The following is a 21,617-nucleotide window of genomic DNA, read 5'->3' on the forward strand; positions in this document are numbered from 1 at the left end:
GCCTACCGGCGGAGACTCGCAGGGGAATAGCCTTCGCCGGCGTCCGGGCCTTTCTTTCGTATGCCTCCAGTCGCGGATCGGCGCCGGTTCCCCCCTGGTTGAGGTTCTTGCGGCGAAACGAGTCCCAGAACGCTCCATTGCCGAGTTGAATCGACGCGACCGAACGGCTGCCCGCGTTTGTGACGCCGGTGGAATATCCGTGGTTAGTTTGTCGCGGGCGTGTGCTTTCGCAAATACGCGTTGAGATCGATCAAAGCGGTGTTCAGGTCCGGGCGCGGACCCAGCCCGCGGTCGAAAATCCCCTGTTTGATGCCTGCCTGACCGAAGCCGGGGGCCGAGTCGACAGGATTGCACCAAAAGCTGCCGAGAATGTACGGCGTTTGCAGGGCCTCACGAACGTATTCGGCGTAGAACCTACCCGCTTCGGCCGGGGATTCAGCGAACTTCCCACCGCGCACTTGTTTGCCGGGCTCTTTGAAGCGGATCGCGAAGTCGCAGATCAAAATCGGCTTGCCGGTCAAACGATGGATACGATCGAACTGTTGTCGAGGAAAGCCGGGTTGGAACGGGGGTTGAATGGCGACGGCATCTATCCACGGAAGCAGCTCTTCCAGCACCTCGGGTGAAAACGTGTTGAATGCGAAGCGATCGCCGAAGATCAAGTGATGCGGATCGTACTTTTTGTTGGCTTCGCCGAGCACCCGGAAATACTCGCGGGCGATACGTCGCAAGAAAGCCGCGTCTCGTGCTTCGTCGTCTCCGTCTTTCCAGGTTTTGAGAAAGGTGTCGTAGGACTGTCTCCCCGGCGATTCGGACGGCAAATCGCGAATGTATTGCACCCAATTTTTCCCGGTGGGATTCTTCAAGGACCACGCGCCCAAATCGGTCCAACAGTAGCCGATCAAGTTCTTGTTGTCACGATTCGCAAGACACATCAATCGAACCTGCGCGGTAAGTTGCTGCTGAACGGCCGGATCGAAAATATCGACATAGTGAAAGCTGCCGTCCGACACGCGGTAGATCGAGATAGGGAGAAAGTTGCGTCCTTCGAGATAAGGGAGGTCGTTCTTGAGCACATCCGGGCAACCATACCCATACGCGTTGAAGCCGAGCCGCTTGCACGCAGCGGCGATGTGAAAAACGTTTTCGGCGTGTCCGTGGCCGAGGTGTGTGACGCCATGCGCGAAGAACGGCCTGCCCTCGCTATCGACAAGCCACGATCGCCCACCAATTTCTTCGATGTGAATGACCGCCTTTTCTCGTTCTTGCGCTGTCGCGTCAGATAACACCTGCCCCAAAAGGGCGGCACATACCCATACCACAATGGCGATACGCATGATGGTACTCATCCTTTGATCGCAAGTTCGCATGCGATTGAATTGTCGCAGAATGCCGAGCGACAGTCTATTTTGCCTGCTTTTTCAAGTCAAACAGTGATGGAACCGTAGTCCGCGTTTCTTCCCTGTCCTACCCATGCTGCCGGTTGGCTCCGGCACCGCCTACCGGGATTCGTATTGTGAGGATTCCCGCAGACGGGGTAGAATTCGTCAGTTTCGCCGCGTGGAAGATGCACATTCAAGGATGAACTCGACAGGGGGACGGGATGTCCCGACGCCACGAATTCTGGTTGTCACCGCCGTTGGAGGCGATCGTTTGGGCTGCCACGCGCGTCCCGGGGTTGACCGTGGCCCTTGCGGCGGCCCTGGCCGTGCTGTCGATTGCGGCGGCGTATCGATTCTTGGATTTTCACACGAGTCGCGCGGATCTTCTCAGCCCTCACAGCGAGTACCACCAGCGCTGGCTTCGTTGTACGCAGGAATTCGGTGCGGAAGAAGACGTTTACGTGGTCGTCGAAGGGCCGGATGCCGATGCGATCACGGCCGGATTGGATGCCGTCGCGCAGCGTTTGCGACAGCACGAAGACCTCTTCTGTATGGTGCTCGAAAAGGTCGACGCGTCGGCGCTCGAGCGAAAAGGGCTTTACTATCTTGACCAGGCCGGCCTGCTCGCATTGGTGCGACAGGTCGAATCGGCCGTGCCGCCCGATGGGGACTGGAACGCTCGCTTCGATTTGGGAGGTGCGCTGGTTCGTGCCGCTTCGTCGCTGGCACAACCGGCACAATACGGTTCTCCTTCCGACAGTGGTAATCGGCTTGCAGAACTCGAAGCACTGGCGGACCGGTTGAACGCGGTCTTGGCCGAAAACGCGCCTGCGTCCCGAGTCGAGTCGATACAAGTCGACGCGATCTCAGAGGCTCCGCTCCCGTCGCTGCCCGAGCGATTTTTGAGTAACGACGGCAAGCTGGGATTGTTGATGCTTCGCTTCCGGCCGGACGATCGGAAGAGTTTTTCAAGATTCGAGCCGGCAATCACGCAACTGAACGCGATTTTGAAAGAGGTCCGAGAATCCGATCCGTCGCTGACGATCGGCGCTACAGGCTTACCGATTTTGGAATACGACGAAATGCAGGCTAGCAATACGGCGCAAACGGCCGCCGTTGTTGCGCTTTTCGGCGTGGCGATCGTCTTCTATGCGGGATTCGCGGGATGGCGACATCCCACCTTAATCGCGATTTCGTTGGTGACTGCCGTCGTGTGGACGCTCGGTTTTACGACTGTCTCGGTCGGTCATCTGAACATACTCACCAGCGCGTTCGGGGCCATGCTGATCGGATTGGGCGATTACGGGGTGCATTATGTGGCGCATTATTTGGCGATCCGTCCGCAGACGCGCTCCGTCGATGAAGCCCTGTTGGAAACGGCGCGATCAGTAGGACCGGGCATTGCGGTCGGCGCGTTCACCACCGCGGGCGCTTTCTTGGCGGCAGCCTTTACGGATTTCCTGGGGATCGCCGAGTTGGGGATCATTGCGGGAATCGGCATTCTGCTGTGTTGGGCGGCAGACATGACCATGCTGCCGGCGATGCTCAAATTGATCGATCGGCGTCGCAAGAATCCGGTTGGTGACCCGTTGATCGATCTGGGAAGTTGGTTCGCTCCCTTGACCGCGGTGCCGCGGTTGACGGTCGTCGTGGGTGGGGTGGCCACGATTTTGCTGATGATCGGAATTCCCTTGATCCGCTACGACTACAACCTGCTGCGACTTCAGCCGGAAGGCACTTCCAGCGTCGCTTGGCAGGAAAAGCTGATCGAAAAGATGAATACGAGTGCGTATTTTGCCTTGTCGATGGCCGAAGACGCAAACCACGCGAGGACACTCGAATCGCGATTCGCGGCCCTGTCAAGCGTTTCTCGTGTAGAATCGTTGGCCGATGCGATTCCCTCGGACGCGGCTGCAAAGCAGCCCCTCATGGTCCGGCTCGCCGATCGTTTGCGAACTTTGCCCGAGAATCCGCCCGCTCCACCGGTCGCCGATCGACGGCAAGTCTTGCAAGCCGTTCGATTTCTGATCGCTGCTGCAAATGCCGGGGCAACGTCTGATTCGCAAATAGGCAGACTCGTCGCAAAATTACAACGACTGGAAGCCAACATCGGACGCGTGAACGATGCACAATACCGGGCCGTCATCGATGCACATCAGCGTCGGATGGCATTGACGACGTGGGCGGCCCTGAAAGAACTTCGGAAGCACGTTTCCACCGAACCGCCGCGTTTGGAGGATCTACCGGAATCGCTCGTGCGACGATTCGTCAGTCCGCGAGGAAAGCATCTGGTGCGGGTATATTGCGCGGGCGACTTTTGGAACCACGAGGTGATGGAGCAATTCGTCCAGCAATTGCGGTCCGTCGATCCCGAAGTGACGGGCAATCCGTTGCAAATCTACGAGGCCTCACACCAAATGAATCAAAGCTATCTCGATGCGGCCGGGTATGCACTGGTAGCCATTCTCGTCATTCTATTGATCGACTTTCGCCGCGTGCAGGACGTGTTGCTTGCCATGCTGCCGCTGGTAGTCGGAGGCATCGCCTTGTTCGGATTGATGGGGCATCTTGGAATCCCGTTCAATCCTGCGAACATGATCGTGTTGCCGTTGATCTTGGGAATCGGGATCGATAACGGCGTCCACATCGTTCACGACTATCGACGCTGTCGGGAGACGTATTCCGGGCCGTCTGTGTCGACGCTTACCGCCGTCATGGTCAACTCGCTGACGACCATGGTCGGATTCGGTGCGCTGATGTTGGCTTCGCATCGAGGATTGCAGAGTTTGGGCCGCGTGTTGACACTCGGGATCGCGACGTGTTTGACGGCTTCGCTGCTGTTGCCGGCGTTGTTGGTGTGGTATCGATTGCGGCGGGATCGACCGACCGGAGGTGCGCAGGCCGGAACCGCCGAAGACGATTTACTGACGGGCCTACCGTTGCCGGATGTCCACTCGCATCGGGAAGCCGCCTGAGTGCGATCGACGAACGGCCCCGCGGGCGCTTACTCATCGTCCGTGCCGTTTTCCGTTCGACGATTGGCTGCGAGTTGTCGTGCAACCCGTACCAGCAGGAACACTGCCGTAAGCGGCAGGACGATGAAGACGACCGCTTTGCCCATGACATCGGCCGTCGATTCACGGCCCACCGCCCGCAAGACGACGTAAGTCGTGTAGATCACGTAGTAGGCAAACAAGCCTGCGCCTTCGATCCGCGTAAGTTTCTTGCCGACGAAGAACAGCGGTAAGCACACGACACCGACGCCCACCATCACCGGCAAATCGAAGGCAATCGACTCACGGGGAACTTGGATGCCGTTCGGTGCGACGACGGCACCGATTCCCAGTACAGCGAGGATGTTCCACAGATTGCTTCCGACGATGTTACCGACGGCGATATCGCGTTCCTTGCGGATCGCCGCCATGACCGAGGTTGCCGCTTCCGGCAGCGATGTGCCCGCCGCGACAACCGTCAACGAAACGACCAGTTCACTGACGCCCAGATACAGCGCCAATTGGACGGCACCGTCGACCAACATCCGCGCGCCGATAACCAGCAAAATGAGCCCCAGCAGCAGCAAACCGGTGCATTTGGCTATTCCCCGAGCGCCCTGTGGGACGTTGAGGGCCGGCACCTCCTGTTGCCGGGCCTTGCCCACCCGTCGGCCGTCGATCAGTGAATAGGCAACGTAGGCGATCAGTCCCGTAACCAAGATCAGGCCGTCGAGTCGACTCAGAAGGCCGTTGAGCGCCATTAAGTAGACGCCCACCGACGCCGCAATCATCAGGGGCGTGTCGCGTCGCAGTACCTGCCCGGAAATTGCCAGCGGAGACGCCAGCGCCGAAAGCCCCAGCACGAAGAGCACGTTGAAAATATTGCTGCCGATCGCATTTCCTAACGCCACGCCGCCGAAACCTCGTGCTGCGGCATCGACCGAGATCGCAATCTCGGGAGCGCTCGTTCCGAAGGCGACCACCGTAAGCCCCACCACCAGCGCCGATATCTTGGCCGCCAGCGCCAACCCCGAGGCACCGCGAACCAACAAGTCTGCCCCGACAATCAGCAGGGGAATACCGACGATCAACATCAAGAAAGGCCACATATTGCACGCAGTCCTTGCTCCGGTGGTGGAAGACGACGCGAAACGGTCGAAGAGAGGATTCTACTCAAAGGCGGCCCAGCTGATCAATCCAATCACCAATTCGTGCCTCGGGGCCTCCTTCGTCTTGAATCGTCAGCCGAGAAATGGCGATCGACGCTTTGTCCAGCAGCGATTGCAGACGATCCGTATTTCCCCTTTCCGGCAGAACAAGGAGGAAACGTAGCTTCTCGGCAGATCGGCCCGACGGAACGGCGAACGCTCCCTGTGGTCTCACGACAATGATTCCGTCGACGGCGGAAAGGCGAAGCCCGAATTGGACGGCGACGGCCGCCATCTCGGCCTCACCAGCAACGGCAACTCGATGCGGATCGATCGCTTTTCGTTCCATCAGCCAGTCGATCGTGTAGTTTAGTGTATGAAGATCACTAGGATTGAGTGGAAGGTGATCCCCTACCCCGACCGCCAACACGATCAAGTGATGCTGCGAAGCGACCGATGACCAATTGCGACACGCGGCCTCGACGTCATCCGATTCGGCAGTCACGAGGATCAGCATTCCTAGTGTCGGGTCGGTATCGGCATGATTTGGAATGAACGCAACGATCGGCAGTCGTCCTCCCTCGCTACGGATACGCACGAGGCCGTTCGGCAACAGACCGGGCTGTAGGGCGGTTTTCGGCTTTACCGACATGCCCGCGGGAATATCGAGCTCACGAACCTCGAAGGGATATCGAGCTGCCTGCACGCGGAAATCGTGCAACCGGCCGTCTCGCCGAATCGACAACAAGGCTTCGTGATCGACGGCACAATCTTCCAAGAGAGATTGAAGGTGGGCCGCGTCGCGTATGCGCACCCCGTCGAAGGCAACGATCTGATCTCCGGCTTTCAAACCGGCCTTGGCGGCAGGTTCGTCGGGAAACACGTAGCGAATCGCGACGCCGTTTTCCGAAGGAGGATTGTTCTCGGAAACAGGTTGCTCGGAGGAGCGATCTGGCGCCGTTTCTTCGAGCAAGATGCCAAGATAACCGCGTCGAAACGTGGGGTTCGATCGTTCGAGCGAGACATTTACCGGCAATGTCTTGCCGTCGCGACCCACTTCGATTTCGATCGTGTCTCCGGCGTAGAAGTTGGCAATCGCCTTACGAATGTCGGATGCGCTTCGAACGGGAGCACGGGCGCAGGACACGATACGATCACCGCGGCGAATCCCGGCACGATAGGCCGGACTTACGCTTCGGCATGCGGTAACGACCGGTTCGACCGCCAAGAGTGAACCACCGTCGACTTCGAAAGGCATGGCGGGCGGAAACAAATCCTTTTCCCGCACCCAACGCGGCAGCACGTGCATGATGTGCGTTAGCGGCACAGCGAACCCGATACCGGAATCGTACCACTCGGCGCCGGTGGTTTTGCTTCCCGGCATAGGGTTCCACGGCACGATAACGCCGAACACGCGGCCGTCGAGATCGATCAGCGGCCCGCCGTAATTACGCGGCCCCGTGTTGGCGTCGGTTTGAAGCGCGCGTCCGTCGAAACGATCAGCGGCGCTGATAATGCCGATGTTGAGGGTGACGTCACGAAGCGTAAGGCCTCGCCCCAGCGCGACGGCCGTCAACCCGGCCCTGATTTCGTCAAGTGGGACCGGTTGAAGGTCTCCCGACGGAATCGCCGCATCTTCGATTCGTAGCAGCACCAAATGACGGGAGTGATCTCGTCCGACGATGACGGCGCGATGCTGTGTTCCGTCCGGCAAGGCGGCCAAAATTTGTGGAGCGTCGCCGTCGGCAAACACGAAATGGCTTGTGACGATGAGGTCGTCGTCGACCCACAACCCGCTGCTCGTTCTCGCAGTCAACGTGCCTCGATTTTCGCCGGGGATCCCAAGCACTTCGAGCCGTACTACAAACGGAGCGACACGTTCCGTTGCCCGTCGGACGGCTTCAGACTCGAGTTGCCATAAAGGAACCTCAGCCCCGAGCCCATCCCGGCCTACGGATCCGATGAGGGCGATCCAGGCTGTCAATAAAGCGATCGACACGCCGGCAAAACGACGCAATACCTCGGTTTCCTTGCGGATGAATCGACTATCGGTAGAGCGGGCATCCATATCGAGACACTGCTAAAGGTTCTGCGGGGCCGGGAGGTGAACTTCGATCAGCTCGTTGCCTCGCGAAAGCGTCAACGGTATCGTGTCTTCCCGACGGTATTCAGTCACGGCCGCCGCCAAGTCGCGGAGACTCCGAACCAACCGATTGCCGACCAGCACCACAAGATCGTCCTCACGAATGCCGGCGGTGTCGGCGGGGGATCCGATGACGACACGGTCGACGTACGGCGGAGTGTTTTCGAACAACTCCGGCAAGAACACGATGCCCCGTTCGACAAGCCGTGTAATATCGCCCTCGACTTCCGGCGAATCTTCCACGACGGCGGCTTCGCCCGACAAGATGCGATCGATCGATTGTTTGACCACGGGCGTCGGGATTGCAAAATTCAACCACGCGCCCGATACATTGTCTTGTAGCTCTTTGCCGATCATGCCCAGCAATCGACCGTCCATCGACACCAAGGCGCCTCCAGCCGCGCCGGCGTTGTTAGTCACCATGTCGAGGACGATGATCGGCCCGCGGTATCGAATTTCGAAACTTCCTCGATGTGCGGCCAGGTTTTCCGTGCCGCTGATCAACGTGTGCTGGACGCTTACCGGTTCGTTGCCCGTGGCCACACCGAACGCATTCGTCAAGGCGAAAGCCCAATCACCCGGCCGAGACGGTTCTCTTTCGTCGAGTCGGAAGTATGGCACGAGCGTGTCGACGTCGATCTTGAGCAAGGCAATTTCGGTTTCCAGATCGCCGCCGACAAGTCGAGCCGTATAGCGTCTACCGTCGTGCAGGATGACGGTGATGTCGTTCGTATCGAGCACGTAGCTGAACGCCGTGGCGATGTATCCGTCGTCGGTGATGAAAAAACCGCTTTGGAACGGTTCCAAGCGACCGATCGTACCGGCACCAAAAATCTTGACGACTTTGGCTTGGACTTCCGGCAGAACCGACCGATTCCAGGTCGCGATTCCCAAACCCGAAGACGATTCCGCCGCCTGCTGCCCGAAGACACCGTCGGACGAAATCGCATGCCCTCCCGTGATCACCCATCCGGCAAGCACGAGAAGACGAGCGGTTGCACAAAACCAGGTTGTCGTTTCGTCGCGACGGTCCATGGCGTAAATCATCGAAATTCGAAGTCTTCGCTAAGGTGCCGAAAGTGTTTCGACTTGAAGCTTGGCCACCGGCAAATCACCGGCCACATAGACGATCGTCCGGGGAACGTTGTTGCCGTCGCGATCGGCCGGCAAAAGCCAAAATGTGTCATCTTCAGGTGTCGGTGTCCAGGCAACGGCCGCCAAGAGCGCCGTCTGCGGGTCGACATAGTAGTCGATGACGCCCGCCTTGCGTCGCTCGCGCAATACCTCATACAACCGCAGATCGGTCTCTAAGACGAGCGGCGCCTGCCCCCAATACTCGAGAGTTTCTGATAGGGGGGAGAGCTGCGGATATTTTTGCCAGCACCACAACAACGCAAGCAATCGGCCCGTTTCGTCGCCTGCAATGAGCGGTTCGTCGCCGGGGGGCGAAGTCCAGGTGACGGTTCGCTGCGGAAAAACGATGCGGGCACCGGTGTTTTCGACGGTTGCCAAAAAGGTGCCGCTGCCCTCCAGTCGGCCGGACAACGTCCACGCCTCGGCAGAGTTGAATGGCAGTTTTCGGGTAGCCAGCAAGCCCTCTTTATGATGACGGTTGAAATAGTAATTCGCATATCCCCGCCGGTATTCAAAGTACGGGCGGACGGCATCCGGTAGCCGATCTTCGAGTCTTGGTTTGGGCACTTCGATGACCGGCAACTTCGATGATCGAGTGTCGGACGCAGCGACCGGAAGCACATCGCGTTGCGTCGATGAATCGCCTTCGGAATCGGTTCGTGCGAGCCCCAGGAGGCCTTTCTCGACGCGGTCGATGAGTTCGCCGGGCGGATGTAAACGTTCCAGCCGCACCCACGTTCGATTCGTTCCGCGATCCGTGCGATATTCCAACAAAACGGACCAACCGGCGGGCAGAGTCCCCAGGACGTTCTTGAACTCATTCGGCGTGGCAATTGCACGATCGGCAAAGAAGAGCAATTCGTCGTCGTATCGCAATCCGCGCCGCCAAGCATCGCTCGTTTCGAGGATGTCGCTGACGGCCGCACCGCCGGTCGCGGTGCTCGACACGACCGCTCCAAGCGAGGCGTGGTCGACAATTCGCCCTGCCTTGAGCATGCCGAGAAAGTGGACGACCTGATTGATCGATACGGCGTAGGCGACGCCGACGTTGATTCGGCCCCGTTTTTCGAAGGAGGCGCGGCCGTTGATGCCGATCAACCGCCCGGCGGCATCGAAGAGCGGGCCCCCCGAATTTCCCGGATTGATCGAGGCATCGGTCTGAAGACAGTCCGTGTACTCCAACAAGGTGCCGGCAGGATATTGGTAACGGTGAATCCCCGAGATGATTCCGAAGGTGGCGGTCGGCTGAAAGTCGGCCGCCAGCATGAACGGATTTCCCATTGCCAAACAAGGATCGCCCGGCCGGACGTTTCGACTGTCGCCGATTTGCGCGGCCGGGAAGTCGTCGCGCCCCAGCAGTTTGATCAATGCGATATCGCCGGTCGGATCAACACCGACGATGACCGCATCGTATAGATTTCCGTCCGCCAGCCCGCATTTCATAAACGGGCCGCAGGGTTCGACGACATGGTAGTTCGTGACTGCGAAACCGTCCGGGCTGATGAGAACACCGGACCCGCCCGAATCTCCTCTCGGCGAGAAGACGGCGACGACGGCCGGTGTCACGCGCTCGACCAGCGCACATCGGTTTTCGTCGACGGCCGTCAACGGCCCCGGGACGGCCGCAAACGCGAACGCCATCAGCGCCATCGCCGACGCGGTCATTCGATTACCCTCGGCTGTTCGATTACCACGACGTCCCCTAAGTCCCCGTTTTCACCGAAGTCGACCTCGAAGACGAGTTCGCGAGTACTTTCGAGATCGACTTCGACCTGCACGGGTGAATCGCCGCCGCGTACCTGCGATTCCCACAACACGCGGCCGTCACCGACGACTCGGACGACTGCATTTCCGGTCTGCCGGAAACGATCTTCTATTCCACAGCGAAAAACGAGTCGCGAGTAGACTCGATCGAGGCGGTAGACAAGCTGCGAACGGGCATGCAACACGACGGCGTCGGTGCACGCTTCCCCGTTCAGGCTTACAGAGGCGTCCGATGAATTCTGTGCCCTAATGAACTTCGGTTCACGAGCGCGACGCACAATCGTTGCAAGTTCGGGTGTGCCGATGAACGGCTCGTACGAGACCGACACCGGTTCCAACGCGAGTAACGAGCTGCCTGCTGCCGCCTCGAACCGCAACGAACGAAGGAAATCCGGATGAATTGCCGTTTCAGACTCGCCCCTTTTAATGAGGAGTTTCCCTGTCTTGCCGTTCCAGGTAACCGAGTCGGCGGCCAAGACCGAGTCATCGCTCAACCGGCAACGAATGTTTCGTCCTCGCGGCTGCGCTTCGGGAACATGCAGTACGAGGCCGTAAATCCGATCCCAAGGCACGGTGATCTCGTCACCTTGAAATTGAAACTGAATCATCTCCCTGTCGATCGATTGAACGACGCCGTCGAAATAGTTCAGCACGGTCCCTTTCGGCAAGACCAATCGGTCGCTATCGGAATTCGACGCTGCGAGTTCCTGCCAACGCGTTTCCAAGGTCGGGTCGACGACGCGTGCAATCCAACGAATCGAATCAAGCTTGCAATCAAGTTCGATGCCGCAAACAAGGCGAATTCGAACACCATCTTGCTCCGTGGAAACGATACGCCCTCGTAATGTCGAGCCATCGACTAGGGCGAGGCGCCGTTCGGGAGCCCCCGAAAACATCGAGGCCGTGTTTGGAAACGTGATCGAATCGATGTCGGCCATCGAGTAGCTCGTGGATACACCACGCGATTCCACCGAGCATCCGTTCGCGTCCAAGAGTTCAAGCGATCCTTCCGTGCTTTTCCCGTCGATCGTCTTCACTTCGACGATCGGTCCGCCCGGAGTCTCCTCTCCGCGCACGCAGGATTGCCGTATGCCGAAAATCGGCAGCGTTACGAAGATGACGATCGTCCAAGCGACCGCGGTCGAGTTTTGGGGCCGTATCGGCTGTTGAGAAATCGTTTGCACTTACTCTTTTTGGTCGATCGTTGCTTCGAGTGGCCGCCTTTGGGCAGGGCTAGGAAAATGTACCACGCAGAAACAGGCGCGTGCCTGAATTGTTATTACCGTACTCACCTATTGATCGCTCTCGGCTGCGAGGCGACGAAAGTACTCCTCAATGACCTTCCGGTAGTGCGGCGGAAATTCACGAGCGATTTCCCTCAGTGCCTTTTCGCGTTCTTTCGGTGGGAGATCGCCCCAACCCGCCTCGTGACCGATCTCGCGCTTCGTCACTCGCCCTTGTCCCGAAGCGCCCATCAAGCGACTTTCAGAAGCCGGCTGCGTCGATGAACGGCTTTGGTTGCCCGCAGCCCCGGCTTGTTGTTGCTGCTGTTGTCTTTGCCGCTCGAGTTGTTCGATGAGCTTGTCCAACGACTCGACGATTCCCTGTTCGATTTTCGGCAATTGTTCGTCGTACTCTCCGTGATCGAGTCGGCGTTCGACATCATCCATGCGGCGGGCAATGTGTTCTAAGGAGTCGGGTTTCATGGCGGCCAAGTCGGTTTGCATCCGCTCGGCAAGTAAACGGTAACGAACCGGAACCTCGTTTTCCGGTAAATGCAACAAGCGGCCTAGATCGGCCGATGCCTCGGCCTTGTGCAGCAATCCGAAATGGGCCGTACCGCGATAGAACCAGAACGCGGCAGGATCGGCGACTTCCGCCACCTGCACTCCGTCCAACCACTCCAGAGCCCACTCGTAGCGACGATGCCCCACGCAATATCCCGCCAACACCAACCGTATCGCATCGCGCACGCCGGTCGGAAGTCGGTCCACCTCGCGCCGGGTGTCACCGTCGGGCTCAGCCGCCTTCACCGCGATGGGAGCGTCACGAACAAGTGTGTTCAAGTGCGGATTCCACAATGCGGCGGTTTGAATCGACTTGCGAATCAACTCTTCCCGAGAGCCAGGAGGGGCGTTTTTCCACAGCTCGAGAATTGCACGTTTTTTCGGAGCGATGAGCTCCGCGTTATTGATTTCGTCAACAATACCTGAAACAAGTTCCGGAATCGAAGCAGTTCGCAACGTTTCGATCTTGTCCGGAATGTCAGCGGGCGGGTGGGCGGAATCGGCGTAAGAGGTTCGCACGCCACCGAGCAAAACGCTCAACAACAACGCGAACAGGATCCTTGCGAAAAGCCTTCGCGAGGAACAGTCGCTCGACCGGTTTTTCCTGGTTACACCGTGCATGGCTACTGCTTCGCCCTTTTCATCAGTTCGCGAGTGATCGATTCAACCGTGGCTTCGCGGTCACTCAACTCTTTCAAGGCATCCTTCAAATCCTCGGACGGCTCCTGCGGGGGTGCGGGAAGCAGGTCCAAAAGGGCCTCCGTCCGACGGTTGATGCGGACTTGCAGGTTGCGAATCACTCGCAGCTCGGCGATCAGGTCGACCAGGGGTTGTTCCATCTCACCGGAGGCCTCCCCGGATTGCTGCGGCTGCTGTCGGTTCTCTTCGAGTTCTTTCTTGGCCTCGGCGATCGCCTGCAATAACTCTTCCAGACCGAGAATGATGTCCTCTTCGATCGACTGAGTGAGTTTGCCGACATCGGCCCGAGTCAGCCGTTCGGCAACCTCTTTCATGTCGTCACGCGCTTGGCGAAGTGCTTCCGGAACGGCAACTGCGGTTCCATCATCCTTGAGCACCAGCAACGTGCGATCCGCCTCGAGCACGATTTCCGATTCTCGTGTTCCGAGCCGCGACGCCTCCAGCGCATCGGAGCGGGTTCGTTCGTCGAGGGGCACTTGGTCCAACGTCTTGGTTGCGTCGTACACTTCGCGTTGCATCGCCAGCATCCGCCGGATGCGCACGTCGAGCATCGTCAGCAAACGGCCGATTTCTTCCTCTCGCATTTGTCGCAAGATCCGTTCGAGTTCCGCCTTGGCCTCCTCGAGCTTGCGCATCGCTTCTTCTTGCTTTGCCTGCGCTCCCTCACGACGGGCTTCTTCCAGCGCGCGTTGCGCCTCCCACATTCGTTGCTGAGCCTGTTCCAACGCCTTGCCGGCGGGCGACTGCGATTGAGAGCCCGATTCGGTGCCCGGCGTATGGGGCGTACTCGATTCCGAAGATTGACCGGACGGTGGTGAATGCTCGCTCGCCCCTTCAGTGTTGCCGGAGTTTCCCTGCTCTTGGTTCTGCGACGAATTGCCGTCGCCCGATTGTGCGTTTTCTTGTCCCTTTTGCGACTGGGAGCTATTCCGGTCGTTTTCAGAAGATTCTGCCCGGGAATCGGGCCGCGCCTGGGAAGGCGGCTCCGAAGATGATTGTGGCTCGTGGTCGTCCTGTGACGACGGTGTTTTCGAACCATCCTTTTCCGGCTCGTCACTGGGCGACGATTCTCCTGACCGCTCGGCGTCATCACCGGCCTGGGCTTCCGCTCGTTTTGCGAGTTCGCCGGTTCGACGCGCGATATCGCCTTGCGGCTTGCCCAGCGAGTGCGTGTCGGGATCGCTGAACGTCTTCGCGTACAATCGGCGTTGTTCCCCGAGAATTTCACCGATATCGCGGAGCAGTTGCTTGATCGCCTCACGGCGCGCTTGCTGAGTGTCCGACCGATTGCCCTGCTCAAGAATCTCCAACAACTCTTTCAATCGGGCGCCGACTTCTTCTTGATTTTCGATGGCCGTCGACAGGTCGCCTTGCTCGAGCTTCGCCGCGATTTCGTCGAGGCGCTCGCGGATCAGGCGGCGGCGACTTTCGGCACGCGCTTTTTCCAAAAGAGAGGCTCGTTCGGGATCGGTAAGTTGCGTAGTCTCGGAAAGCCGAGCGAGGAGGAGCTCGAATCGCCGATACTGTTCCGCCAATCGCCGTTCCCGTTCGGCCAGTTCCGAGGACGAAACGTCGTTTGTTTCGCCGGAAGCAGAAGGTTCATTCGCTCGTAAGGCGTCGGGTGACGGTACGGGCCCGTCTGCCGCGATTCCCCATGCGAGCACGAAAACGATCGGTACGACAATTCGCCGCACGGCGGAAATGGCCCGAGTCGTTCGAATGCGTCGACCGTTCATAGCTCCCCCTCCAATAATTTGCGGAGCTCTTCGGCGTGGCGTTGCCGCGTGGCGTTCTCGATTTGTCGGTGAGATTCGAGGATGTCTTTGAGAAGTTCGATCGCCTCGTTGTAATCCTCCATTTTCAACATCACGCTGAGCACGTCGTTCATGGCGGCGAGAATGCGCGTCGTTTCGTCGACGGCTTGCCGCAATTCCTCGTCGAACTTAGGTGAATCAGCCGACGGCTCAATCACACGAAGTTTCTCTTCTACATTGTAAAGTTCGTTCGCGATCCGGGCCAATGGTTCAGCGATGTCTTCCAACAAGTGCCTTCGGTCATCGGAGGTGTCGATTCGATTGTTTTCTAGTTCCGCAAACAGGTCGCGAAACGCTTCGGCCATGCTTTCGACGTCGTGACCCGATTTTCCGGCATCTTGCCGAGATCGCACGATCATGAGCCGTCGTGCGAGCGCATCGGGAGCCGATGTCGCCTCGACGAGTTGTTCCCGCATCCTTTCAACATCGGTGATATGTGTCTCGAATCGCTGTCGCAGTACCATTTCGCGGGCTTGTAACGTATTCCGCAACTCTTCGGCGGATACAATTCGGAAAATCCACGGTTCGGAAACCGCTCGATTCGCCCCTCCGTGAAGATTGCATGCGTCGGAAGCTTCGACGGTCAAGGTCACGGTGTCTCCCGGTTTCAGCGCAAAACCTTCGACCGAGATTTCATCGTCGATGCGGCATTCGGCGGGCGGATCGTCGAACGATCGCAACAGATTTCGCGCGGGTTCGAGATTGCCGGAGAATTCGAGACCGACTGCCACTTCGGCAACACCGTGATCATCCGAAACCGTGCCGATAAGCGGAATGACGGCCGTGGGGGTGATCGTCGCGCCGATTCCCTGCGTCCGCACCGCCAATCGAGGCGGTAGATCGGGAACGACCGCCAACACGACCGGATACGGCTCGCGCATTCCTACGCCGTCCGCATCTTCCAAGTCGATGAGAAGTGTGCCGCCTGTTGCAAGTTCGTTCAATCGCACCTCAAACGCTCGTTCACCGGTGCTTCGAAACGTCGGAGACGGCGTATCTTGACGCTGTGAACCCGAAGATTGTTTCCACGAAACCATTCCCGAAACGATCGGTTTGTTGACCTTGCAATCGAGAACAACGGACGTGCCTTCGAAGACGCTCATCAGGCCTTCGATAGGGCGCGTTTCGGATGCTTTCTTGAGATAGTCCGGGTATTCGAAGCGTATTGCGGCGTCGACAATGACCGGTCGTTCGACAAGAGCGATTTGCAAATCGTTCAGCTTCGCATCGCCCCCGTACACATCGAAAACAACCGGATGGGTCAACGAGCGAAACACGTACGTGTATTTCTGCCATCGGTCCTTCGACGGATCGGCAATCCCTTCACGAACCATCGGTTCTCGGATACGGCGTCCGGCCGCGTCGCGGTAAACGACCGACACGCGGTCCGGTATTTCTTTGCGAGTATCGGCCTTTACGATCAACGTGAAGTCGTCGCCGCGAGGCACCCTGGCCTTCCCATCGGTGAATCCTTCGACCGTCAACAGCACTCGGCGCGGCCAGGGTCGGTCACTAAGCCCGAGGTAGCGGTCTCCCCACATCACGAAAAGGCCCGGGAAAACGACGCCGGTTACGGCGGTCACAAGCACCAGCGAGGCTACGAGCGATCCTCGTCGCATCAATCGCTTCATATTCAGCAAGAGGCGACATTCTTCACCGGACGCGAAGTCGGCAGCTTGACGCGCGACGCGATCGAACATCGACGCCCCGAGTGAGCCGGGAGCGAACGAACCGGCCAGTTCGACCGTGGTGATAAGGCTTTCCCCGAAACCGCGGTGTTGTCTTTCGAGCAATACCGCCAGGGTGCGATCGGAAATCTTGCGGAAGATACGCATGATGCCCAGGAACACGAACAGCCAGACGGCCGCCGCCACAACGGCAGCGAGCACGGCGATGCGGACGGGCTGATTCGGCTCCCAGAACCAATCGATCCAAAGCGACAGCCAAAAACCTGCGACCAGGCATGTGACGACCGCGAGAATCGCTTCGGCGATTACGTACCGGCGGACGGCGCGGCGCGCTCGCCCTAGGAGCGATCCAACGACCGCCGGCACGGCTTGCGATTTGTTTCGATCGGTCGTGTGCATTACGGAATTGCGAATCTCGACAATCAAGGAAACGGTCAGGCCAACCGGTTGAGGCGGCGAATCAGCCACTCCATCGACAAGCAGGCGGCAATCAATCCGAGCATCCAACCGAACCAACGCACTTGCCAAGTACGATCGATCCCGATAGGGGTCAGTACAATTCTGGATCGGTCGGGAAGCGAGTCCACGATGGTTGCCCATGTGGCCGCGTCCAATGACTCGAGCGGTACGTACCGGCCTCCTGTTGCTTCAGCGATTCTTTCCAAGGTCGCCTTGTCTTGGGCGGCGTGCAGCTTTTCGAGTTCCGGTACGCGGACGCGGATTTCTTGCGAAAGTCGCTCTTCACCGCCGTCGGGCAGCCGTAAGGACACCCGGTAAGTGCCTTCTTCAACGACGGGAAGATGGCCGACAAACATGCCTGGCCGCCCGGGTTCGGCCGCCAATCGAATCGTTTGTACGTTGTGTTCGGGGGAAAGGACTTCCGCTTCGACATCGGCGGCGCGATACGGCTGAAAATCGGTATCCAGCACTTGCGCCCGCAAAGTGACGGTCGTTCCGAGAGAACAATCGTCCGGCGACACCAGCAACACGCCGCGATTCGATTGGCGGGCTAAACGACCTTCGGCGCAATGACGAACCAGGTTGACGACCAACCGCTCGAAGTACGCGGGCTTGACCGTCCGCAACCGCCAAAGTTCTCCACTGCCGACAAATAGGACTCGTCCGGCACCATAAAACTGCTCGGCCAAGTAGACAGGCCTTTGGTTGTCGGAACCCAATGAAGGATCACCGAAATAGGCAAGTACGACGGCAGCCGGCTTCGGACGCCGCGAAATGTGGCAACTGTAGACCCCCTCGAAACTTTCCCACGCGGCCACGTTCTGCTCGGGTGTGTCTTCCAACCAGAGATACGTCGCGTTCCAGCCTTCTTCGGTAAATGCAAGCGGCCAAGCCTCGGCCCCGGAATAGGCGAGAACTTCGGTGACACCGACGCTACGCTGCAACTCGACAGGCAGCAGATTGCGAATTACCTGACAGTCGGGATTTTGGGTCCAACCACCGAGCGCTGTGCCCATGTGCACGTTCCCGGCCTCGACGATCAAGCCTCCTCCTTGTTGCGTTACCCACTGTTCGAGCTGGCGTTGTGCCTCAACCGGAAGTTGCGACCAATCGGGATCGAATGCAAAGACGACATCGTATTCGGCAAGTTCAGCGAGGCTCGCCGGAAATTGATCGAGAATTCGTCTTCCCTCTTGCGACATGCCCGGCTGTCCCGTTTGTAAGAACACGTCCGACTCGATCGTCGGGTCTCGCCACAGGACGCTTCGCGCGAACTGATAATCTCGCGTCGGGCCGCCGGCAAACAAGAGCACGCGATTTCGCCGATCGACGACTTCGACGACGACCTCGGCAAGGTCATCCGTCGCGTCGCCCGCCGCTTCCGAACGAATCTTCAGGCACAAGATAAACCGGCCGAGATCGTTGAAAACGTGCTGAAAGGGCACAGAGACGAGTGCTTCGGCGGGCATGGTAATGCGCTTGGCCGCAATTTGTTCACCGGTTCCTTCTTCTCCAGATCGCGATGCAGGGCGCACGAGTAATTCCACGTCGACCGAGGTCCCTTCGGCATGCACTTGCCGGAGAAGTCCCGTAATGTGACACGGATCGCCCGGATAGATGCGTTTCACGACTTCCAGACGTTCGACGGACACGTTGCGTGGTTCTTCCGTTTTCCCCACCCCCACAGCATGCACGGGAGATTTCAACCGGTCGAGAATACCGGGATCCTCGGCGGGAACGCCCGCGTTCGAAGCCCCGTCGGTAATCACCATCACCGCCGCAGGCGGATGATCTTGGGTCTGCTCGGCTAAACGTGCCAGGGCATCGCCGAGGCGTGTTTGATCGCCGCCGGGCGATAGTTCCTTCACCCAATCGGTTGGGGCAACTTCGTCGCCTGCTATTTCTCGGCCTTCGCCTTCTCGCACAAGCCGGGGAAACCGGCCGATCTCCTTCAATTCTCGATCGAATCGGAACAGTCTCACCTCATGTCGGTCGCGAACCGCCTTGAGAGTCGAAGGTCGAGTCAGCATATCAAGGGCCTGTGAGAGCCTCGACGTGCCGGCACGAGAGGCGGAATTCCCGTCGGTGATCGACATGCTCGAACTGGTATCGATCAAGATGTCGACGTGCGAAGGCTGCAACGTTTCACGCTCGCGATAAATTCCCGGTTCGAGCCATAACAGAAAAATTCCGATCAGGGCTGCAATACGTAAGAATGTCAGAAATTTTGCGACAAGGGGCCTCAGCTCGACGGCATCCTTGCGATACATCCAAACGGCATAGGCCAAGACCGCCGCCAAAACGATTCCCGGCAGCAGCCAATCACTCGGCTGTTCGATACGTCCCCAGCGGAACGTCGAATGCACGACGGACTGGGCCAGCAGCGGAGGCAAAGCGTCGATCATCGTCTCGGCCCTCCCGCTGCGACCGGCTCGCCGGGATGATAGCTCGTCCAACGAGCAGCCGCTTGCTCCAACAGCAGGAACACGATCAGCAGATACAACACTGCGCGTGCCGGTGTGCCCGACCGATCTTCGGTTACCGCCGTCGCCTCCGACGCCGGGATGAATGCGTCGACGAGATTCCCGAATTCTTGTGCGATATCGCCGGGTTCAAGCAGCGTCATGTCGCCTTCTTCCGGATCGACATTGACGGCAAAGGCTTGTTCCTGGGGATTTCCGGATATATCCACGAGACACAATCGGTAAATTCCCTGGGCGGTCGTGCGCGGTAGTTCAAGTTGCGTCGCGTTTGTTCCCTGCGGCGGCGGGATCGTTTGCGGTGGTCGCCCCAACTCGGCAGGTGGCTCCCAACGGAGCACGGGTTGCCAACGATCCAGCCGGAATAGAAATCGCGGACGCTGTCCGACGTGCAACACGACGGCTTGCGATGAGCCGCGATGCAGGTAACGTTGCAACTCGAGCATGGTAATTACAAAACTCGGGTTTCCGCGGGCCCAGTTGTTCCATATCGGCGCTGCCGTCGTCAAAAAGACGATCACCTTGCCTTTGCCTACCGGAAACTCGTAGGCCAGCGGGGCCCCATTGCGGAGTTCGGCAATTACCTTTGCGCCGGATTTCGTTTTCTCGGTATCGACTTCGACATATCGTAAGACGCGCACCGTATTCAAAAACGTACTCCCCATTCCCCGAAACGCGGCAAAGATGGGATGATCACTGAACAGAACGTCGGGGGCGGCCCGCAATCGATCGATCGGAAGGTCTCGCGGACCAAGCAACGGTACGGGCATAACGGGGTGGTCGCATTCGTAGAGTAGTCGTGTGTACTCGCGCAGGTCGGCGCGTTCGCCGATGAAAAGGCAAACCCCACCGCCTTCGGCAGCGTACTCCGACAGGGCCCGGGCAGTCGACGGAGTCGGCACGTCCCAGTCGAGCAAGAAAACCGCGTCGAATTGATTGAGCTTCAAATCCTCGATCGCGCGAGGCGTTTCGACCTGCGGTACGATTCCCGTTCCGGCTTCGCCTCCGGGCGCCAATGCCGCGGCCACGTATTTGGCACTTTCTCCCGCGGGCGAAGCGTCGACCAAAAGCACACGAATCTCTTTCGGTACATGGATCGCTGCGAAATATGCGTTGTCGGTTGCAACGGCATCGGACTCTAGAGAGGCGGTCACGGTGTGCGTGCCGGCCGTTCTAAATGCCATTGTCGTCCGCACCTCGGCCGTACCGGCGGGCGGAATGCGATCGATCGTCGCCGCCGGCAGGACGGCTTCATCCGTCTGTAGCCGGACCAACACGTTGCGAACCTCGTCTTGAGACTGATTCCTGACTTCGACTGCAATATCGAACGGTACGTCGACGGCTATGTTTTCGCGGATCAGCCGTACATTCGTCACCGTGAGGTTTGGATGGGCACGATCGACGACGCGCACGAACCGCACCGTCGCATCCGCCGAGTCGAGCTCGGCAAGCGATTCTTGGACCTCGGGACGTGCGATGTAATTCCGCCGACGAAAGTCGGAAACCACATAAACGATGTGGCCTTCCGTCGGTGATTCGGAGCACCAGCGGGCTGCCGAATTCAAGGCCTCGGCCGGACCGTACGCGCCGGCCGTCGGTTTCACACTCTCCAGGAACTCAGTTATGCGCGTGAGGGTTTCCGTTCCAACGGCTTGGCGGTAGAAATCGACGGTTCGCTCTTCTTCCGAAAATGATGCCTGAGAAAACCGCAGGATCGTCACCAGCGATCGGCTTCGATCACGGGACGCGGCCAGCGCGATTTGTCGGACCGTCTGCTTGGCATTCTCCCAAGCGTCGACACCTTCGGCCTGATCGCTCATCGAGTAGCTGTCGTCGAGCAGCACGATTACGTGTTTGGTTCCGCTACCAAGATTACCCCACCAGTCACCCGCGAGCGGTTGCGCGACGAAGAGGGCCAACAACGCCAATACCGCCATTCGCAAAAGCAGTAAGAGCCACTGCTTGAGCAGGATTTTCCGCTGATTTCGTTTTTTGGCGGCCAGCAGGAATTCCATGGCAGCCCACGGAACGCGCCGCCGCCGAAACAAGTTGATCAGGTGGATGATTACCGGGACGGCAACCAAACCCAATGCCCACAAGAAAAAGGGATAGGCAAATCCTGCCAT

At 58.8% G+C, this 21,617-nt stretch carries 13 protein-coding genes; 2 read left to right on the forward strand and 11 right to left on the reverse strand.

Annotated elements, in window-relative coordinates; genetic code table 11:
* Nucleotides 1–203: 203 nt before the first annotated feature.
* The gene (locus tag ACYQ2I_RS09895) at nucleotides 204–1,337 is read right to left on the reverse strand and encodes a beta-agarase (RefSeq protein ID WP_460166848.1); all 1,134 of its coding nucleotides are present in this window, start codon (nucleotides 1,335–1,337) and stop codon (nucleotides 204–206) included.
* A gap of 266 nt (nucleotides 1,338–1,603) precedes the next feature.
* Between ACYQ2I_RS09895 and ACYQ2I_RS09900 the strand changes: the two genes are divergently transcribed.
* A complete protein-coding gene (locus tag ACYQ2I_RS09900; RefSeq protein ID WP_460166849.1) occupies nucleotides 1,604–4,357 on the forward strand; it encodes an MMPL family transporter in 2,754 nt (917 codons plus the stop codon).
* A 29-nt stretch (nucleotides 4,358–4,386) separates the two neighbouring features.
* Here the strand turns inward: ACYQ2I_RS09900 and ACYQ2I_RS09905 are convergent, their stop codons facing one another.
* The 5 genes from ACYQ2I_RS09905 to ACYQ2I_RS09925 all read right to left on the reverse strand — a co-directional run bounded on the left by ACYQ2I_RS09905 (nucleotide 4,387) and on the right by ACYQ2I_RS09925 (nucleotide 11,502).
* Nucleotides 4,387–5,484, reverse strand: a complete 1,098-nt coding sequence (locus tag ACYQ2I_RS09905; protein WP_460166850.1) for a calcium/sodium antiporter — start codon at nucleotides 5,482–5,484, stop codon at nucleotides 4,387–4,389.
* Between the two features lie 64 nt (nucleotides 5,485–5,548).
* On the reverse strand, nucleotides 5,549–7,591 hold the full coding sequence (locus ACYQ2I_RS09910; protein ID WP_460166851.1) for a PDZ domain-containing protein: 2,043 nt from the start codon (nucleotides 7,589–7,591) through the stop codon (nucleotides 5,549–5,551).
* A 12-nt stretch (nucleotides 7,592–7,603) separates the two neighbouring features.
* The gene (locus ACYQ2I_RS09915; protein WP_460166852.1) at nucleotides 7,604–8,701 is read right to left on the reverse strand and encodes a S1C family serine protease; all 1,098 of its coding nucleotides are present in this window, start codon (nucleotides 8,699–8,701) and stop codon (nucleotides 7,604–7,606) included.
* Between the two features lie 30 nt (nucleotides 8,702–8,731).
* Nucleotides 8,732–10,465, reverse strand: a complete 1,734-nt coding sequence (locus ACYQ2I_RS09920; protein WP_460166853.1) for a S1C family serine protease — start codon at nucleotides 10,463–10,465, stop codon at nucleotides 8,732–8,734.
* Nucleotides 10,462–11,502: an NPCBM/NEW2 domain-containing protein gene (locus ACYQ2I_RS09925; RefSeq protein WP_460166854.1), complete on the reverse strand. Its 1,041-nt coding sequence runs from the start codon at nucleotides 11,500–11,502 to the stop codon at nucleotides 10,462–10,464. The genes ACYQ2I_RS09920 and ACYQ2I_RS09925 overlap by 4 nt, the downstream gene beginning before the upstream one ends.
* Nucleotides 11,503–11,512: 10 nt before the next feature.
* Here ACYQ2I_RS09925 and ACYQ2I_RS09930 point away from each other — a divergent pair, with 10 nt between their 5' ends.
* The gene (locus ACYQ2I_RS09930; protein WP_460166855.1) at nucleotides 11,513–11,734 is read left to right on the forward strand and encodes a hypothetical protein; all 222 of its coding nucleotides are present in this window, start codon (nucleotides 11,513–11,515) and stop codon (nucleotides 11,732–11,734) included.
* 122 nt (nucleotides 11,735–11,856) lie between these two features.
* On the opposite strand, the gene ACYQ2I_RS09935 is transcribed toward ACYQ2I_RS09930, so the two are convergent.
* From ACYQ2I_RS09935 to ACYQ2I_RS09955, 5 genes are all read right to left on the reverse strand, one after another.
* The gene (locus ACYQ2I_RS09935) at nucleotides 11,857–12,630 is read right to left on the reverse strand and encodes a hypothetical protein (RefSeq protein ID WP_460166856.1); all 774 of its coding nucleotides are present in this window, start codon (nucleotides 12,628–12,630) and stop codon (nucleotides 11,857–11,859) included.
* Between the two features lie 344 nt (nucleotides 12,631–12,974).
* Nucleotides 12,975–14,786, reverse strand: a complete 1,812-nt coding sequence (locus tag ACYQ2I_RS09940; RefSeq protein ID WP_460166857.1) for a hypothetical protein — start codon at nucleotides 14,784–14,786, stop codon at nucleotides 12,975–12,977.
* Entirely contained in the window at nucleotides 14,783–16,918 is a 2,136-nt protein-coding gene (locus ACYQ2I_RS09945) for a hypothetical protein (protein ID WP_460166858.1), read from the reverse strand. The genes ACYQ2I_RS09940 and ACYQ2I_RS09945 overlap by 4 nt, the downstream gene beginning before the upstream one ends.
* Before the next feature lie 68 nt (nucleotides 16,919–16,986).
* A complete protein-coding gene (locus ACYQ2I_RS09950) occupies nucleotides 16,987–19,416 on the reverse strand; it encodes a hypothetical protein (protein WP_460166859.1) in 2,430 nt (809 codons plus the stop codon).
* Nucleotides 19,413–21,617: a BatA domain-containing protein gene (locus ACYQ2I_RS09955; protein WP_460166860.1), complete on the reverse strand. Its 2,205-nt coding sequence runs from the start codon at nucleotides 21,615–21,617 to the stop codon at nucleotides 19,413–19,415. Before ACYQ2I_RS09955 ends, ACYQ2I_RS09950 begins: the two co-directional genes overlap by 4 nt.

The sequence above is a fragment of the Thermostilla marina genome, from assembly GCF_054657455.1.

Coding starts and splice junctions, on each gene's coding strand:
- ACYQ2I_RS09895 (WP_460166848.1), bottom strand. CDS start 1,337: ATGCGTATCGCCATTGTGGTATGGGTATGTGCCGCCCTTTTGGGGCAG.
- ACYQ2I_RS09900 (WP_460166849.1), top strand. CDS start 1,604: ATGTCCCGACGCCACGAATTCTGGTTGTCACCGCCGTTGGAGGCGATC.
- ACYQ2I_RS09905 (WP_460166850.1), bottom strand. CDS start 5,484: ATGTGGCCTTTCTTGATGTTGATCGTCGGTATTCCCCTGCTGATTGTC.
- ACYQ2I_RS09910 (WP_460166851.1), bottom strand. CDS start 7,591: ATGGATGCCCGCTCTACCGATAGTCGATTCATCCGCAAGGAAACCGAG.
- ACYQ2I_RS09915 (WP_460166852.1), bottom strand. CDS start 8,701: ATGGACCGTCGCGACGAAACGACAACCTGGTTTTGTGCAACCGCTCGT.
- ACYQ2I_RS09920 (WP_460166853.1), bottom strand. CDS start 10,465: ATGACCGCGTCGGCGATGGCGCTGATGGCGTTCGCGTTTGCGGCCGTC.
- ACYQ2I_RS09925 (WP_460166854.1), bottom strand. CDS start 11,502: ATGGCCGACATCGATTCGATCACGTTTCCAAACACGGCCTCGATGTTT.
- ACYQ2I_RS09940 (WP_460166857.1), bottom strand. CDS start 14,786: ATGAACGGTCGACGCATTCGAACGACTCGGGCCATTTCCGCCGTGCGG.
- ACYQ2I_RS09950 (WP_460166859.1), bottom strand. CDS start 19,416: ATGATCGACGCTTTGCCTCCGCTGCTGGCCCAGTCCGTCGTGCATTCG.
- ACYQ2I_RS09955 (WP_460166860.1), bottom strand. CDS start 21,617: ATGGCAGGATTTGCCTATCCCTTTTTCTTGTGGGCATTGGGTTTGGTT.